The sequence below is a fragment of the Flavobacterium sp. N1994 genome (genome assembly GCF_025947145.1).
In the GTDB taxonomy this organism is placed as follows: Bacteria; Bacteroidota; Bacteroidia; order Flavobacteriales; family Flavobacteriaceae; genus Flavobacterium.
In genome coordinates, this window is the sequence record NZ_CP109999.1 from 2891386 (window position 1) to 2909411 (window position 18026).

11 protein-coding genes are annotated in these 18026 nt (G+C 34.8%); 5 read left to right on the forward strand and 6 right to left on the reverse strand.

What is annotated here, in order from left to right; genetic code table 11:
* Positions 1 to 20: 20 nt before the first annotated feature.
* Positions 21 to 890 (reverse strand): ABC transporter ATP-binding protein, encoded by an 870-nt coding sequence (locus OLM53_RS13045; protein ID WP_264520657.1) that lies wholly within the window; start codon positions 888 to 890, stop codon positions 21 to 23.
* A gap of 526 nt (positions 891 to 1416) precedes the next feature.
* Here OLM53_RS13045 and OLM53_RS13050 point away from each other — a divergent pair.
* Together OLM53_RS13050 and OLM53_RS13055 are read left to right on the forward strand one after the other, a co-directional pair.
* On the forward strand, positions 1417 to 1542 hold the full coding sequence (locus tag OLM53_RS13050; RefSeq protein ID WP_264520658.1) for a hypothetical protein: 126 nt from the start codon (positions 1417 to 1419) through the stop codon (positions 1540 to 1542).
* A gap of 156 nt (positions 1543 to 1698) precedes the next feature.
* Positions 1699 to 3369 (forward strand): sodium:solute symporter family transporter, encoded by a 1671-nt coding sequence (locus OLM53_RS13055; RefSeq protein ID WP_264520659.1) that lies wholly within the window; start codon positions 1699 to 1701, stop codon positions 3367 to 3369.
* Positions 3370 to 3423: 54 nt separating this feature from the next.
* Here the strand turns inward: OLM53_RS13055 and OLM53_RS13060 are convergent, their stop codons facing one another.
* Complete coding sequence (locus OLM53_RS13060; RefSeq protein ID WP_264520660.1) at positions 3424 to 4653, reverse strand: hypothetical protein; 1230 nt, start codon at positions 4651 to 4653, stop codon at positions 3424 to 3426.
* Positions 4654 to 4769: 116 nt separating this feature from the next.
* Here OLM53_RS13060 and OLM53_RS13065 point away from each other — a divergent pair, with 116 nt between their 5' ends.
* Entirely contained in the window at positions 4770 to 7457 is a 2688-nt protein-coding gene (locus OLM53_RS13065; protein WP_264520661.1) for a T9SS type A sorting domain-containing protein, read from the forward strand.
* Positions 7458 to 7593: 136 nt separating this feature from the next.
* On the opposite strand, the gene OLM53_RS13070 is transcribed toward OLM53_RS13065, so the two are convergent.
* Positions 7594 to 8805: a hypothetical protein gene (locus tag OLM53_RS13070; RefSeq protein ID WP_264520662.1), complete on the reverse strand. Its 1212-nt coding sequence runs from the start codon at positions 8803 to 8805 to the stop codon at positions 7594 to 7596.
* Positions 8806 to 8957: 152 nt separating this feature from the next.
* Between OLM53_RS13070 and OLM53_RS13075 the strand changes: the two genes are divergently transcribed.
* Positions 8958 to 10463 (forward strand): T9SS type A sorting domain-containing protein, encoded by a 1506-nt coding sequence (locus tag OLM53_RS13075; RefSeq protein WP_264520663.1) that lies wholly within the window; start codon positions 8958 to 8960, stop codon positions 10461 to 10463.
* A gap of 215 nt (positions 10464 to 10678) precedes the next feature.
* Here OLM53_RS13075 and OLM53_RS13080 read toward each other — a convergent pair whose 3' ends face one another.
* The 3 genes from OLM53_RS13080 to OLM53_RS13090 all read right to left on the reverse strand — a co-directional run bounded on the left by OLM53_RS13080 (position 10679) and on the right by OLM53_RS13090 (position 15844).
* On the reverse strand, positions 10679 to 13288 hold the full coding sequence (locus tag OLM53_RS13080; RefSeq protein WP_264520664.1) for a T9SS type A sorting domain-containing protein: 2610 nt from the start codon (positions 13286 to 13288) through the stop codon (positions 10679 to 10681).
* Positions 13289 to 13353: 65 nt separating this feature from the next.
* Entirely contained in the window at positions 13354 to 14445 is a 1092-nt protein-coding gene (locus tag OLM53_RS13085; protein WP_264520665.1) for a hypothetical protein, read from the reverse strand.
* A gap of 721 nt (positions 14446 to 15166) precedes the next feature.
* On the reverse strand, positions 15167 to 15844 hold the full coding sequence (locus OLM53_RS13090; RefSeq protein WP_264520666.1) for a hypothetical protein: 678 nt from the start codon (positions 15842 to 15844) through the stop codon (positions 15167 to 15169).
* 569 nt (positions 15845 to 16413) lie between these two features.
* On the opposite strand from OLM53_RS13090, the gene guaA reads away from it, so the two are divergent.
* Positions 16414 to 17943 carry a glutamine-hydrolyzing GMP synthase gene (guaA, locus tag OLM53_RS13095; protein WP_264520667.1) on the forward strand — a complete coding sequence of 510 codons (1530 nt, stop codon included), beginning with the start codon at positions 16414 to 16416 and terminating at the stop codon, positions 17941 to 17943.
* Positions 17944 to 18026: the final 83 nt, after the last annotated feature.

Below are 18026 nucleotides of genomic sequence, written 5' to 3' on the forward strand. Positions count from 1 at the left end.
AGACGTTACGTTTTTAAAAGTTATACCAACTCGTTTAGTTTAGCAAAGAACACATCTTCTAGGTTTTCTTCCGCCTTAGCAAAGCCCTCCAAGCGCTCTTCCGAAAACACGTGAATCAAAGGTTGTCCACCCACCAATTTATTAGAAATCACTTTAAACTCGTCTTGATATTTGGCCAGTTCTTGTTTCGTTACTTTCTTCTCCCACACTTTCCCTTTTACTTCAAGCAAAGCATCATCGGTATTCCCAGAAAATAGAACACGTCCTTTATCTACCACCGCCATTTGAGTACACAATTCACGAACATCTTGCACAATATGGGTAGAAAGAATCACAATAGTATTCTCCCCAATCTCACTCAAGATATTATAAAATCGATTACGTTCTCCTGGGTCTAATCCTGCAGTAGGTTCATCTACAATTACCAGTTGAGGGGTTCCAATAAGACACTGTGCAATCCCAAAACGTTGACGCATTCCACCACTATAACTGCTAACCGCTTTATTGCGTTGTTCCCAAAGATTGACTTTTACCAAAAGTTGTTCAATCATTTGCTTTCTTTCCGATTTGTTTTCAAAACCTTTTAGTAAAGCCAAGTTATCTAACAAATCCACCGCAGTAGTTCTAGGATACACACCAAATTCCTGAGGCAAATACCCCAATACTTTTCGCACCGCTTCTTTATCTTTAAGCACATCAATAGCGCCCAACGTCACCGAACCACTATCAGCATCTTGCAACGTAGCCAAGGTTCGCATTAAAGAAGATTTACCAGCCCCATTAGGACCCAATAAACCAAACATTCCGGTGGGGATGGTTAAAGAAACATTATTTAAGGCATGTACGCCATTGCTGTATCGTTTGTCTAAATTTTTAATGACTAGTTCCATAAATGTGGTTGGTTTAGAAGTTATTATAAAGTCGGTTTGACGTTCACTAAGTTTGTTTTGTTACACATAGATTTTAACAATACTACAAAAAAACTTTTGAACCAACTTATAATAGCGTTTCGAGGGTAAGGTTTTATGGTCTTTTGAATAAGTTCCACTTAAAGAATCCCGCTCACAGGAAAAGCTTAAAAAAGAAATTAAAGTAGTTTGAAATAGATACCAATAACTGTATAAAATTAAAGCTATACCTAACACTTTTTTTCATCTTTAAGTAGTGTTTTTGGTTTTATCTAGCTCTCTTTTTTAATCTCCCAACAGCAATTGTGCAATTCCACTTAGGGGAATCAAAAATATATCAGTATGTTTTTGTAATTTCGTCAGGATGAAATCATTTTTCTAACGGTATCAAAAAAAAATTACTATGCTGTACATTTTAAAATGGTGCCAAGCAACATAATAGTGCATCACACCGGAAATAAAATAGTATCCGTATGCCATTAGTCAAAGTGAAGTAACTCTTGATGATTTGGCACGCATAATTTCAGAAGCTACTATTTTAAGGAAAACCGATTGTTATGCCTTTATCATTGCGCTAAGCGATATTATCGGAAATCAATTGGCACAACATAGAATTATTAAAATAGATAATTAGTGAACATTTTTCCTAAACTTGCAAGGTACAGCGGCAGAATCACCCGAAGTACCCATGGGTAAAACTAATATCAAAGAAGCTAGGATAAATTACAAACCTTCACAAGAAATTAAAATTCTCTTAAAACGAATCACTTATAAAACAATACAGTAACCATTGAAGAAGAAACTAACTCATTTATTTTACTCCAAAAATGAATCGTGGTGGCTTGTAGGTTTTTCAATCTTGATGGCTAGTGGTTTCCTGATTGAACCTCAATTAATTTGTGCTGCTTTACTACAAGGAAAATTGTCTGATATGTGGTTGTATTGGAGTGCGTTTATTGGTTCAACATTTAGCGTCGCTTTCTTTGCTCATTTGTGGCGAAATGTTCCAGTAAAAACCGAAAATGAATTTTTATTCTTCAGGTATTCGGGTAAAGGAGCTACCTTACTTCATACATTTCGAAGTTTGTATTTAGGGCTCCTTATTATTCCTTTTCTTATTAGTTTTAGTGTATTGGCTTTTAGTAAAATCGTGTGTTTTATTACAGGGATAGAGCTTCATGCCACTATAATTTTAATAACTGCCTTTCTCATTATACTCACCTTCTTTAACAGTTTAAAGTTACGGATGAAGCTAGATTTTATCTTGTTTATTCTGTTCAGTTTCATATTTGGCGCAGTCGTGATTGGCTTGTTTCAAAACACCGGTGGATTATCGCATTTGACCACCACCTTGCAAGCTTCTAAAATCAATGTTACTATTATTCCAAGTGTGGGTTCTACCACATTTAATGCGTTTTTAGTCTTTATTTTGGTGCAATGGTGGTCAGCGTCCTTATTGGATTACCCTGACATGAACGGACAAAAATTGATGGCGACTCATAGCAGTAACGACCTAGTTAAAAGTATTTTCTTGCCGTCACTCTTCAATGTGCTTTTTAGAGTTGTGTTATTTACTTTGCCTTTCATGGCGGTTGTCTATGGTTTTACCAACGGTATTGCAGATAGCGAGTTAGCTTTTACCAACTTGTTTGTAAAGGCACTCCCTAAGTGGATGTGGGGATTGGTAATCTTACTGTTTATGATTCCGATGACCTCCTTTGTGCAAAATATGCAAAACTGGGGAGGTTCTCTTTTAATTGAAAACTTTTACAAGCATACAGTCAACCCTGAATTGAGTGAGGTTAAAGCAACTAAATTAGGGAACTTAGCAATGGTTTATATCACTATAGTATCGGGAGGTATTGCTATATATGCCGATTCTTTGATAGGAATTACCCAATATTTATTTGCCATAACAGCCGGTGTGGGTCCGGTGTTCATGCTCCGTTGGTATTGGTGGCGCATCAATGCTTGGTCACAACTCACCGCTATGATTGCAGCTATAGTCTACCCTCTACTACTGGATGGGTTATATCAAAACAACGCTACCGTATACCAATTCATTAGCTTCATTGAGCACACCTATACTATGGATTACTATCCTATTAAAATAATACTGTTAACCCTAACAGTCTGCATAAGCTGGTTGATTGTTACCTTTATCACTCCCGCTACAGAGGACGCTACATTAAAACGATTTGCCACTACCATAAGACCCGGTGGATTTTGGAAACGCTACCACAATAGTGGTAAAACTTTTTCAAAACTAAGAGTTTTGGCTTGGCTTCTACAAACCGGAAATGGGTTCTTACTCTACTTTATCTTTTGGAATTTCCTTGTTGGTAATTATGCCCTGTTTATTGGATTATTACTAGTGTTTATAGTTGTCTTCTTTGCGTCCTATCGACTCATACAGAAAGCGAATGCCAATTATGAGTTGGAGTTCAATAAAGAGAACTAAAAAACAAAAGCAGCTCATTGCAGAACAGCTTTGTAACAATTAATAAACCTACGATTACTTATCTAATAACCGCAACACCCAATGCACCCCTTTTTCTTCGCAATACCCTTTGAGATTTGAATCAAGTATACTTTTATTTTCTCCAGAAGCAAACAACGAGGCCACCGCAAATTCAATAGCGGTTTTTTCGTGGCTTTCATTTTGGAATATAATATTGTGAATGCGAAATGGTGCATATACAGTTTTACTTTTAAAGTACATCGATTGACAAATCCAGTAGTATTGTAGGATATACAAAGCAATGCTATGCTCTTCTTTCTTTTGGTTTTTGATTAGCGCATCAATAACTTTGTTTAGCGCTTTGTTGTGAAACAATTCCTCTTTCAAACCAAAGAGTAATAAGGCTTTTAATGACCTAGCCAGCAACCATGCTTTTTCAGTATTGGGCAAATCGATACACACTGCCACTAGTTCCTGTATGTGTTTTGTGCAAGTGGCTGGAAGCTTTCCAGTAAATCCATCAATGAGAATCAAACATTCTATCCATCTGGAAAGTTCGTGAAAATGGCAATTTGCTTTATCCAATTCTTGAATTAATTGTTGAAACTCTGGAATCAAAGGAGAGGCTTTGCGTTCTTTATGCGCTGTTTGACTGATGATAAAACAATACACAAAAAGTTTTCTGTAGTCATTATTAAGTTGAGGTAAATAATACTGAGACAAAGCCTCTGAAAAATACTTCCCTTCATTGTCTTCGTCTACATAACATTCATAAAAAAAGAGATGCCCTATTGAATTGGCTGCCAGTATCTGTAATAACTCCTTTTGTCTTTTGCTTTGGCGCACATAGGCGCCTATAAGTTCGGCCGCTGTGAATCGTATCGTTTCATTTTCAGAGTTCTTTGCTTGGGCTAACACCAGTGGCAAGGCCTTAAAATCTTCATTAGCTAAAACCAATTGCAACACCGCTAAGGAAAACCCATCAGAAGCCTCGGTTAGGAAAAAGTTGGGATCAAACGGAATGTTGGTTTGATTCTCGCAAAAATCTTCCCAATCGGTAAAGTTGCAATAGCGTGCTAACACATTTAAGGTGTCTTTATAAGGCGTTCTAAAAGGCTTCACTACGCCATACAAACGAGCAATGGTATGGGGTGAAATGTGTAGTTTTTGCAATGCCAATTGAACGGATGCCTGATGCGCATCGGCTATATTTTTAATCTTAAAGCCCAAGCGGGTTTCCACTTGATTGCAAAGGGTAATGATATAAAGGTTGGGTTGGTTCATATTGTTTTGTAAGGCATGACAAATATAATGGTAATACCTTTTCAATATAAAGTTGCAATAACTTGCAATTTATTTTGGTTGGGGAATGGAGTAATATTGTTGAAAATTTGAATTCCATGAAAAAAATACTTTTAACCATACTTATTACAAACTCAATAATCAGTTTTTCACAAACATTAGACCCAACTTTTGGCACAAATGGTGGGATTGTTTTAAATCAATTCTCAACCTCAAATACGGATGAATGGGTCACAAGCGCAGCATTGCAAACAGATGGCAATATTATTGTTGTTGGTCGTACTGCAGATCAATTTGCTGCCAATGGTTTTATCTCGAGAGTATTTCCAACAGGAAGTTTAGATACTTCATTTAATAATTATGGATATCGTTCTTTTTCAAATGTGTTAGAAGCAGTAACGATTCAATCGGATGGTAAAATTTTAGTTGCTGGTGGTTCTTATGTTACAAGACTAAATTCCGATGGCTCATTTGACTCGTCTTTTAATAGTACAGGTTATATATACTTAGATAGTAACGGAAACAGCATGACAATTAAAACATTATCTATGTTAAGCAATGGAAAAATAATTGCAACAGGGTATGTAAGTAACGGAACTGACACGGACTTCGCTATAATTCGCTTGAATAGTAACGGAACCATTGATACCTTTTTTGATTTAGATGGCGTGACAACATTACCACTTTCAGGCTCAAATGAAATTTTATTTGCAACAAAAATTCAAACTGATGGTAAAATTGTAGTAGCAGGGAGAAGACAAGTAACTACTGGTACAGATTATATTATTTCTAGATTTAATACTATTGGTAGTTTAGACACTTCATTTGGAACTAATGGAATTGTTACTTCTACCACGGGAATTCAATCTATAGATTTTCAATCGGATGGTAAAATAGTTACCGCCGGAAATTATACATCTCCAAGTAACTCTTCTACTTCTTCGTCGTCAATTTCAGTTTCATCGAGTTTCTTATACGCTAAACGTTATAATATTGATGGTTCTATAGATGCCACATTCAGTGTGTTAAAACCAAGTTATAGAACCAATAATGTTTATCAAAAACCACAAGTAAATTGTTTGAGTTCAGGAAAAATTTTGATATCTGGAACTTATTATGACTCAATAACAACTAATACTCAATTTGCTTTAAATCAATTCAATTCAGACGGCACTCCTGACACTTCGTTTTCTTCAACAGGTACAGTATATGTAGGTTCAAGTAGTTTTAATGCGGATTTGAAATCGCTATCAAGTTTTTTAATTGTTGAACCCGATGGAAAAATTTTAACGGGAGGAACTAATTTTAATAAAAATACAAATTCTGATTTTAGAATGGAGTTTATCCAAACTTCCAGTACAGGAGTGACAGAATATATTCGTGATTTCAATTTAAAACAAGGAACAGATATTATTAACAGCGCAATAGAACAGCCTTTTGGAAAAACCGTTGTTATGGTTTCTTCTAAAAACGGATACAGTTCAGATACAACGCTTCTTATAAGATACAATCAAAATGGAACCATTGACAATTCTTTCGGTACAAATGGAATTGTAGATTGTGGCTTTGCTTATGGTTATGTTATGAAACAACAGTTGGATGGAAAAATATTAGTTTCAAATGATTTAACCATTTATAGATATTCATCAGATGGTATTTTAGACGCTACATTTGGGGGAGTAAATGCTGGATTTATTACTGTTTTGGACGAATCACTAAACTATTCATTTGTTGATGATTTAATAGCGGCAAATGATGGAAGTATTTATGTTGCATTTGATAATTTTAATATTGATGGTTCTTTATTAAGTTTTGGTGTTAGTAAATATTATCTAGATGGAACATTAGATGCAACTTATGGCGTTAATGGTATTGCAACCTCAAGATTTGATTTTTATTCTGCAACAGAATACGAATATCCAAGAAAGTTAATTTTAAATCCTGACAATAGTGTAATTGTTACGGGTCCATTGTATACAACTGGAAATAACTTGCCTCCCTTAGCTAATGGAATGGTTAAGTTTAATGTCTCTGGATTAATTGATACCACTTTTGGAACAAACGGTAAAGTAATTACTGAAAATAACACCTATAATAATCCTCGTGAATTTTTATCCGATTCGAATTCCAATTTATACTTGGTTTCAGATATATCAACGGGTAGTTTAATTACTAAATTTTTACCTAACGGAACTATAGATACCACTTATGGAACTAATGGCTTGGTAACAGATACATTTTATAATGCGATTATGCAACCCAATGGAAAAATTGTAAAAGCGGGCGCAATTAATTCTCAATTTGGAATTACAAGATACAATACAAATGGAACATTAGATGCAACCTTCGGAACTGCGGGAATTCTATCTACCCCAATTTATTATTCATCAGGCATTAATAAATTATTGTATTTGAGTAGTAATAAATTATTAGCCGTTGGTCGATCATTTAACGGGTCTAATACCATAATGGCGATGACTCGCTATACTAATTTGAATTTAGGCACTTTAGATTTTACAACAAAAGATACTAATTTCATGGTCTATCCTAATCCAATTGAAGAGAGCGCAACCTTTTCTTATAGTCTAAAGGATGCAGCTATAGTTACAATTGAGATAATAGACCTTCAAGGAAAAGTGGTTCAATCAGTTTTAAATAGTAAAGAACAGCAATCAGGGGAGTATCAACAAGAAATACTACTGCCTAGTACAGTAGCTACAGGAAACTATATAGTACGTTTCTCATCACCTCAAGGAAATCAAGCTGTCAAAATAATTAAGAAATAATAAAAAAAGGCTACTACTTGCACGTAGAGTAATTTCATTTACGAAGTACTTTGCAGAAAGAAGATAATTTTACAATAATTACATAGAAATTTTAGTGTTACAAGAGAGCCCAACTTTAGTTAGTAGTTGGGCTTTTTTAGTTTAATTCGGCAGCTAAGATTTTGTAAGCCTCTAGCATCTGCGTTTTGAAGTTCATGTCAAACTGGTTGGCTTTAATTTGGTTATATACCCTACGCGCGGCTTCCGTTTTATCCGTTTGTAATAGAGCTAAAGCGTAAAGCACTTTTAACTGATTAAAGTTTAAACTGCCCCAATGGCCTAACAACGTTGTCGATTTAATAGCTTTTTGCTCGAAAAGTGCTATAATCATTTCATATTCTTTCAATTGAATTAAATAGAGACTGATAATAAAAATACTAGTGATTCGATCTCCTGAGTCTCGTGCATCAAGAAGAGGATTGTTGAATATTTTTTTCCAAATAGTATTTTTTTGAGAACCATTGTTAAAATGAAAATCATGAAACATTTGAACGCCTAACAATCTCATTTTTAAAATGCTGTTTGGCGTAAATGAGCCTATCAGTAAAGGAAGTGATTTTTTGAAATGCGCATCTAATCCTTCCCAATTTTGTTCCTTAATAAAGTGAGTAGACCATATTATATGATAAAAAATAGCTATAGATTTTATATTCCTATTGTTTTCAAAATAGTTTTCTAATAATGGCAAATAATATTTTTTTTCAGGAACTACAAGCCATTCTACAAAGTAATTATTGTCATAAGGAATGGTGTGATAATACTGAATAGCAATAGATCCTAACCAATCATATCGGTCACATAAAGAACCTAATAAATGTATGGTATAGTAAATATCATATTTATGTTCTTCCTTGTATTCAAAAATGGGGGTAAACTCAAAGAGGCGTTTAAAAAAACCTTCGTCCCTAATTTGAGCCTTATATAAAATTATCTTGTTGAAATTAGCATATAAATCTGTCGACTGGATATAAGAATTTATTCGAGAAAGTAGTTCTTCAAAAGCGACCTGTTCGGCTATGATATCAAACAATAAATTCTTTTGATGTAAGGCACTTTGTTCCAAAAAAAATTGCACAAAATCTTCCCAGTTTTGGTATTCTAAATACTGTGCACAAACATCTAAAGTAAATAAGCTGGGATGCGATGTGCTTTTTTTTATGGCAAACAACCGCCGAATAGTATCATTAGAAAGACGATGTTGTGTTTTTAAAAAGATAGCAGCTGCTAAGGTCTCACAATCAGTAGCTGAAGCAATATTACTAACAAATTTTTTATTGATTTCAGCCCTAAGGTGCTGTAAGTACTCCAATTTAGGTTTTTGAATTAGTCTGGCCATAGTCGGCTAAAATACTGATGTTCTCGTTATAATAAAAGCCCTTTTTTATTTGCTTTTATTTGCCAAACATAAGTGATTTAGATTTGAGATATTTTTGCCGATTATCATAGACAACAATTGATTTCATGAAAAAACTTTTACTATTAGTTGCTCTTATAGCAATTCAATTTACAAATGCACAAGCTCCAACTGCCATTTGGCAAAAATGTTATGGTGGTTCTAATGATGATGGATTAGGCGGCGGATCTCAAACTTCCGACGGAGGTTATATAATAGCTTCTCGAACAAGCTCTAACGACGGAATTGTAATCGGTAATCATGGAGGAACTGATGTTTGGATTATTAAAACCAATTCCGTTGGAACCATTCAATGGCAAAAATGTATTGGTGGCACTGGCGAAGACGAACTGTACTCATTTATTCAAACTACTGATGGAGGGTATATAATTAGTGGAAAAACCAATTCTACTGATGGAGACGTTGCCGGTAATCATGGAGGGTATGATGCTTGGATGGTCAAAATAGATGCTCAAGGCACCATACTATGGCAAAAATGCTTTGGTGGTTCCGATGGAGATGATGCTTTTTATAATATTATTCAAACCTCAGATGGCGGGTTTCTCGCAACAGGTAGAATAACAATTACAATAGATAATAATGGAGCTACCTATACATATTCGTATAGTTGGCTAATAAAACTTACTAATATTTGTGATGTACAATGGCAACAATATTATCAATACAATAGTTATTATAATTTATTACAAACATCCGACGGGGGTTATATTTTATCAGGAGGTACTAGTTCATCAACTTTTCCTGGTTATCATGATGGCTATGATGTTTTAATAACTAAAGTAAATCAAGGAGGCAATATACAGTGGCAAAAATGCTATGGAGGCTCTCTAAATGAGGATAGCTCTAACATTATTGCAACAAATGATGGCGGATATTTGGTTTCAGCTAGTTCAAAATCAAATGATGGCGATGTATATGGCAATCATGGTGATTGGGATGTTTGGGTCTTTAAAATAAGTAATACCGGTGTCATATTAGGTCAAAATTGTTATGGCGGTAGTGGCGACGATGGAGGAGGAATACAACAAACTCTTGATGGGGGGTATTTAATTTCAGGAAGTTCCACTTCAAATGATGGAAATATTACAGGGAATCATGGAGGCAGAGATATATTTGCTTTAAAATTTAGTCCTTCCAATGCAATTCAGTGGCAAAAATGCATAGGTGGTTCAGGAGATGAATCCGGTGGCTTCTTGCAATTGGCAGATGGCACATATCTCTCTGGAGGGTCAACCTATTCTAATTATGGTGATACATTTGGAAATCTAAATAATGTCCATTCCGATGCATTTCTTATCAAACTAACCGCAGCCAATCTTGCAAATGAAAATTTCGCTAGCAGTACCATTAAAACTTACCCAAACCCAATGCAAGATGTTTTGCATGTTGATCTAATAAAAGAATTTACAGGAACTATTTACGACATCACTGGCAAAAGTTTACTCAATGTTAATGCTAAAGATAGTGATGTTAGTTCATTAGCAGCTGGAATTTACATATTAGATATTATATCTGAGGATAAGCATTATACTCAAAAAATTATAAAAGAATAATACCATTAGTTAAGTTCGTTTTTTTAAGCGACAACCTTCGGGTTGTCGCTTTTTTTATAATAAAAGCAATAGTACTCTACTAGCAAGTTATTTTTTTAAAGGATGTTTTCAGTTTGTAAATGGGTACTCCTTCATTTATAGTCATTACAAAGGAGGACAAGATTAACCTATAATTTGAAATGAAATATAAAAAGCAAAGCAGCTCATTGCTTTTTTTATTGCTTTACAACTTTAACTGATCGATTAATTTTGTCGTTTGCAAATTTTAAGACATAAACTCCGGAAGCTAAATTACTCATATCTAGTTCTTGATTTTCACTTATTGCAGTGAATGAAACTTTTGTAACTTCTTGACCTAAATAATTGTAAAAAACCACTTCTTTAAAATTATCTTTACTGTTGTCAAAGTATACTTTGGATGATGTTGGGTTGGGATAAATGGTAAAATTAGATTTTAAATAGTCTTCATTTACCGAAAGTGATCCTTGTGAGTTTATGCGAGCAATTCCAAATCTAGCTATATTATTATAGCTAGTAAAATTTCCAACTACGATAATCTTACCATCCGTTTGAAGCGCAAAACAAATTGGACTAGGGTCTGATATAAAATATGATCCAGTACCATTACCTACGTCAAAAGTGGCATCTAAACTTCCGTCTGTATTTAATCTTACAATGTGATTTTTACTAACCAAATTAAATGTTGTAAAACTTCCACCAATAACTATTTTTCCATCATTTTGAAGAGTTGCTATTGTTATACCATAATTTGCTCCTATCAAACCAGTATTGAATGTAGAATCTAAAGTTCCATCTGTATTTAAACGGGTAATATATTTTTTGGCAACTCCATTGTAGGATGTAAAATTCCCCACAATAATAATTTTTCCATCACTTTGAAGAGTTGTCGAATAAATAATTCCATTGGTCCCTGTTCCAGGATTAAAGGTAGAATCTAAAGTTCCATCTGTATTTATGCGAACAATATGATTTCTTGTAACCCCGTTATATGAGGAAAAATCTCCAACTAAAATTATTTTTCCGTCATTTTGAATAGTTATATTTTTAATGACGGTAATTGCTGTACTATCTAACCCAATGTTACCAGAATTAAATGTTGAATCTATTGTCCCATCTACATTAAGTCTAACAATGTAATTTTTTTGGGCAGTATTATTAAAAGAGATAAATCTCCCGCCAATAATAATTTTACCATCAAGTTGAATTGCTATAGTGTTAATAGATGGGGTTGTCTGAGAAACTTGATTTACTATCACAAAAGATTGATTTGCTCCTAAACCAGTATTAAAGGTAGTGTCTAATGAACCATCAGTATTTAAACGTGCAATACGATTATTCACTATACCATTAACAGATGTAAAAATACCACCTATAATAATTTTTCCATCATTTTGAATAGCTGAAGTAAAAACAGAATTATTAGGACCAATTCCTGGGTTAAAGGCAGTATCTAATGATCCTTCATTATTAAGTCGGGCAACTCGATTTATCATGCTACCGTTATAATATTTGAAATTACCGCCAATTACAATTTTACCATTGTTCTGAATTAAAGTAGTATTTACAATATTATCTGTTCCTAATAACGGGTTAAATGTAGTATCTAATGAACCATCATTATTTAGGCGAGCAATGGATTTGGTATTCCAACTTTGGATAAAAACATTACAAATAATAATCTTCCCATCATTTAGAGTGTTAGAGCTTACAAAATGTAATCCCGGTGTTCCGGTGTTAAAATTACCATCTAATGATCCATCAGCATTTAATCTGGCACTATTGCTCATAGAGTAGCCGTTATATGATGAAAATGAACCAGATATAATGATTTTCGCATTGCTCTCTATTGATAAATAATCTACAGAACCATCTGTTCCTTCACCGCAATTAAAGGTCGTATCTATACTGCCGTCAGTATTTATACTAGCTATCCCCTTTCTTGCATATCCATTATAATATGGGAACTGTCCACAAATTATAATTTTACCATTAGTTTGTAACCCAATCTGGTTAACAACATTACTATACATGCCAGTTGCGGTAGTTATACCTGTTCCAGTGTTGAAAGTAGAGTCAAAAGAACCATCAATATTAAGACGAGCAATTCCGTAACATGTATTCCCTATATAAGAGGTAAAATTTCCTGCAATAACTATTTTTCCATCACCTTGAACACAACAGGAAGTAATGTATTGAATATCATCGCCATTTACTACTGAGCCAGAGGTAAATGAGGGGTCTACAGTTCCATTAGAATTTAAACGAACAATGTCATTTCTAATCGATCCATTATTGAAATCTCTAAAATTTCCACAGGCAATTATCTTTCCGTCACTTTGAATTTTAAGTGATGAAATCATACCGGTGCCCGGCCCATTTCCAACAGAAAAAGTTGTATCTATCGAACCGTCCGTATTAAGCCTTGTTATTCCAGGACAAGATGAAAGATTGTTGTAAACATTAAATGCGCCTGCAATTATAATTTTGCCATCACTTTGAAGCGCTATACTAGTAACAGCTCCGTTAAGTCCTGTTCCTCCTAGATTAAATGAAGTGTCTAAAGAGCCGTCACTATTAAGACGTCCAATATTATTACACACAGTGCCATTGTATGTGGTAAACGACCCTCCAATAATAATTTTTCCATCGGTTTGAAGAGCTGTACAGACAATACCTGCGTCAGCGCCTTGACCATTTCCATATATGGCATTAGGAGGATTAAAAGAAAGATCTAAAGAGCCTGGTTGTGAATAAACACTAAGGGAGATTGTTATAAAAAATAATGGTAATAATAATTTTTTCATTAGAGTAAATTTTAATTTACTACAATGTTACTAATACGCTATTTAATAAAACAGTTCATTTTAGTTCAAGTTGGCCTATGCTGTAATAACCCATTAGGTTCAAAATACGGAAGTACTTTCGCTAAGGGTTTATGTAATAATCCCTCAGGAAAAAGGGCAAATTCATTTTCAAAAAGGGCTTTGAGTTGCTCTTGATAAAATTTATTTACATTAGTCTGTAAAAAAACATCCCCAAGATTATAGAATACAATTCTGCGCTCAATATAAGTAAGGGAACTATACACTGTTTTAGCATAGTCTATGAGATAGTGAACATAGTCTTCAATCAAAGCGGCATTAGCGTTTGTTAATTTCAAATACACCAACTTTAAACTTAGGTAACGCAAACGCGGAAAAACATATATACTTTCCATCTCGGTAGCGGAAAGTAGAGGCGTATTATATAATGTTTGTCCCAATCCTAAAGCTTTATCCCAGTCTCCTTTTACACAATAATGCCTAAACAAGACACAGTTTCCAAAGATAAAACTCTGCAAATCCAACAAACTTTTATCAGGGGTGTAATTACCTAAGTATATTCTAAATCCCTCATCATAGTTAGCAATTCTAAAACTAGGATCTACTCCGTATTCAAAAAACGATTCTCTAATAAAAGTATTATTGCCAAAATAGGTAAAGAAAGGCATCGTATCCGATATTGATAACAAACTATCATAAAGCATTAAGGTGATACTGTCTTTTGCTTCTTGTTCAACATCTCCTATGTTGTTGAATAGTGCTTCTAAAGGCCGGTAGTTTTCTAATTGAATGCATTGATAAAGCAAAGATTTCTCAAGATTAGTATGGGATAAATGACCGTTAGTATACTCCAACTTCTTTTTACGGTGTATCGTTTTGCAAAAGTCTTCCCAATCAATATAACCCAAAAACTGAGTTATTATGGTTAAGGTATTGTAAAAAGGTTTATGCGCTTTGTCATAAAGCAAAATACGGTACAAGGTGCTTTGCGAAATAAGCCCTAAGCCTTCTTTAAAGATTAACTCACTCAGTTTAGCACAATCTGATTTAGACTTAATACTATACCCCAACTTTTTCATCAGCTGAAGATTCAACTCACGAACCGAAAAAGTATCAAAAGGATATAATTGTTGCGCCATTTAATTGGTATAAGGATTTCAAAAATAGCGAACAAATTGTGAAATCCTATTTTTTGATATCAAATTACAATTGCCTTATCAAGTTCAATAGAATAAAACAAAATAGAAGCAATAGGTTACTTCGCCAAAATCTATAGGGGCAAAAAGACTAATAGTGTACAATAACTATTTAGATGTTTGTGCTTTTAAAAGAGCCAAAAGTGTTTAATGGTTGGGCTTTTTTAGGTTTTTATTGTTTGAGTTAAAAAAGGATTCCTTAAATAAGTTGATTTAGGATAGCTCCTTATTATTCCCGTTTTTTATAAATTCTATGGGTGTAGTACCAGTAACATCTTTAAAGGAAATAAAGAAATTAGTTTTAGACGAAAATCCTGCTTTAGTTCATATGCCTTCCATAGATTGATTTAATAAACCTCCCTCTAAAAAAACGACAATTAGCTGATGCTGAAGTTTTAATTCAAGAATATAGAAAAGCGTATCAAATCATGGATACCATGAGATTTTCAAAAAACAAGCCTCAAACTGTAATAAAGGAATACGCAGTAAATTACTAAACTCATTCTTAAAGTAGGATACGGTAAAAAAATAGAAGGGTTATTCTCTAGGTTGAACTAACTTGAAATTAAATATAGCGCCATTTATATATTTTTAATAAACCCGACAAAAACCAAAAACCCCCACCATATAGGCAGGGGTCTTCTCGTCATGAACAACTCAGAAATCAAGGCAACTTCTTATCGTCAACTTTTACCCTAATGGCACGCATCTTACTAATGTTCTTCGTAATGCAATACTCATCATAAGTAACCGATGCTTTAAAAATCAACTTTCCTTTGTTAGCAATTTTACTAATAAACCCATACAATTCATCATAATGCGAACCATTGGTCTCAGTCAGTTGCTTCAAACTATTCATATAGTCATTTTGCAAACTATTCTTAGCAGCAAGCTTCGTAATAAAGTCATCCAACGTAGCTACAAACGCAGCCGACATCCCTTCTTCCTCAAGAGCAGCTTGGTTACTAGTAACATACTGTAAAACACCCTCCGTCTTCAAAACAGCCCCCTCAATATTAGCAATGTAAAGGTCATTTTTCAAAGCCGTAACAACCTGAGTATTCAACCCAGCATCAGCAACATAACTGTTCAAAACCGTAAGCTCCGCATTCAACGCAGCAGCCGTTTGATACAAGTCAGCAGTAACTTTCTTTTTTTCTTCAGCCTTTACCACACGACTCTCCAATTTCTTTACAAAATTTAACTTGGTAGTAAACGCAGTCAAAAACGCATCATTCAATTTAGGAAACTTAGCCACAATAATAGCTTGGTCTCGCACAAAGCTTGGTAATATAAAATCACCCAAAGCAGTGTATTCTTCTTTTTTAATTCTAGTAATCATAATAATAAAATTTTAAAAAGTAAAACAAAAATTTAAAACTCAGTACACGTGTATAATAAACCCAAAACAAAAAGCGTGCCAAAATTCCTACGCTAACAAAATTTTAACATTCTTTAAGTTAGGTACATAGCTTTTTTAGTATGGAAAATGCAATAGCTAGGGCGGGACATAGCATTTCTAGGTTGGGACATCTAATTCCTAAGTCGGGACATTCAATATCTAGGTCGGGACATTACATTTTTAGGTTGGGACATCTAATTCCTAGGTTGGGACATTTAATATCTAGGTTGGGACATTACGTTCTTAGGTTGGGACATTCAATTCTTAGGTTGGGACAACTAATTTATAGGTCGGGACAAACAGCATCTAGGCCCAAATGTTACCCATTTACACAAGTACAAAAAAGCAAAATCCCCCTCAAAATCCCCATGTAAAACAATAACTCACAACCCACAACATTTCTACTCCCATCCAATCATTTTTTAGATGTCTAATAGCATGAAATTAAATTCATTCCCACAATTTGTAAATTCAATTTTTATTTTCAATACAGAATAGTACTTTTGCACATGCAACACAACGTACTAATTTTAGATTTTGGCTCGCAATACACACAACTCATTGCGCGCCGGGTTAGGGAACTCAATATCTTCTGCGAAATCTTTCCCTACAATCATTTTCCAGATGATTTATCCTCCTACAAAGCAGTTATCCTCTCGGGTAGCCCTTATTCCGTTAGAGCCGAAGACGCTCCTCATCCTGATTTATCCCAAATAAGAGGCAAACTTCCTTTACTAGCCGTGTGTTACGGTGCCCAATATTTAGCCCACTTCAATGGAGGAGAAGTTGCACCAAGTAACATCAGAGAATACGGTCGAGCCAATTTATCGTTCATCAAAGAAGGAGAGCATTTTCTACAAGATGTAGCGCCAAATTCCCAAGTCTGGATGAGCCACAGCGATACCATCAAGAAATTGCCAACAAACGGAGTTCGTTTAGCCAGTACCAAAGACGTAGAAAACGCAGCTTTCAGAATAGAAGGAGAAACCACGTATGCTATCCAGTTCCACCCCGAAGTATACCATTCCACCGATGGAAAACAAATACTGGAAAACTTCTTAGTAAAGATTGCCCAAGTCCCTCAAAACTTTACTCCAAACGCATTTGTAGAGGATTGCGTAAAAGAACTACAAGAAAAAGTAAAAGGAGACAAAGTAGTTTTAGGATTATCAGGCGGAGTTGACTCTACAGTAGCCGCAGTACTATTACACAAAGCCATTGGAACCAACTTATATTGCATTTTTGTAAACAACGGCTTGCTCCGTAAAAACGAATTCGAAAACGTACTCCATCAATACAAAGACATGGGCCTAAACGTAAAAGGAGTAGACGCCTCCGATCGTTTTCTGTTAGCCCTAGCCGGAGTAGAAGACCCCGAGACCAAACGTAAAGCCATAGGCAAAGCCTTCATAGAAGTTTTCGACGAAGAAGCTCATCGTATAGAAGACGTAAAATGGTTAGCTCAAGGCACTATCTATCCTGATGTAATCGAATCGGTTTCTGTAAAAGGGCCATCGGCAACCATCAAATCCCACCACAACGTAGGAGGCCTCCCCGATTATATGAAACTACAAATCGTAGAACCTTTACGAATGTTGTTCAAAGATGAGGTAAGGAGAGTAGGCAAAACATTGGGCATCGACCCAGAACTACTAGGAAGACACCCCTTCCCAGGACCAGGTTTATCCATCAGAATCTTAGGAGCCATCACACCAGAGAAAGTGAGAATCCTCCAAGAAGTAGATGCTGTTTTCATCAACGGGTTAAAAGAGCATGGCTTATATGATAAAGTATGGCAAGCAGGTGCCATTTTACTCCCGGTAAATAGCGTTGGAGTGATGGGTGATGAGCGTACTTATGAAAAAGTAGTAGCCCTAAGAGCCGTAGAATCCACAGACGGAATGACAGCAGATTGGGTGCATTTACCCTATGATTTTTTAATGAAAATCTCTAATGAAATCATCAATAAAGTCAAAGGAGTGAACCGTGTAGTGTATGACATTAGTTCCAAACCACCAGCTACCATTGAATGGGAGTAGTTTTTGTTAACAGTAAAAAGTTAATGAAAAAAAGTACCAATTAATATGGCATTTAAAAAGTTTTGTTAACTTTAGACGTTTAA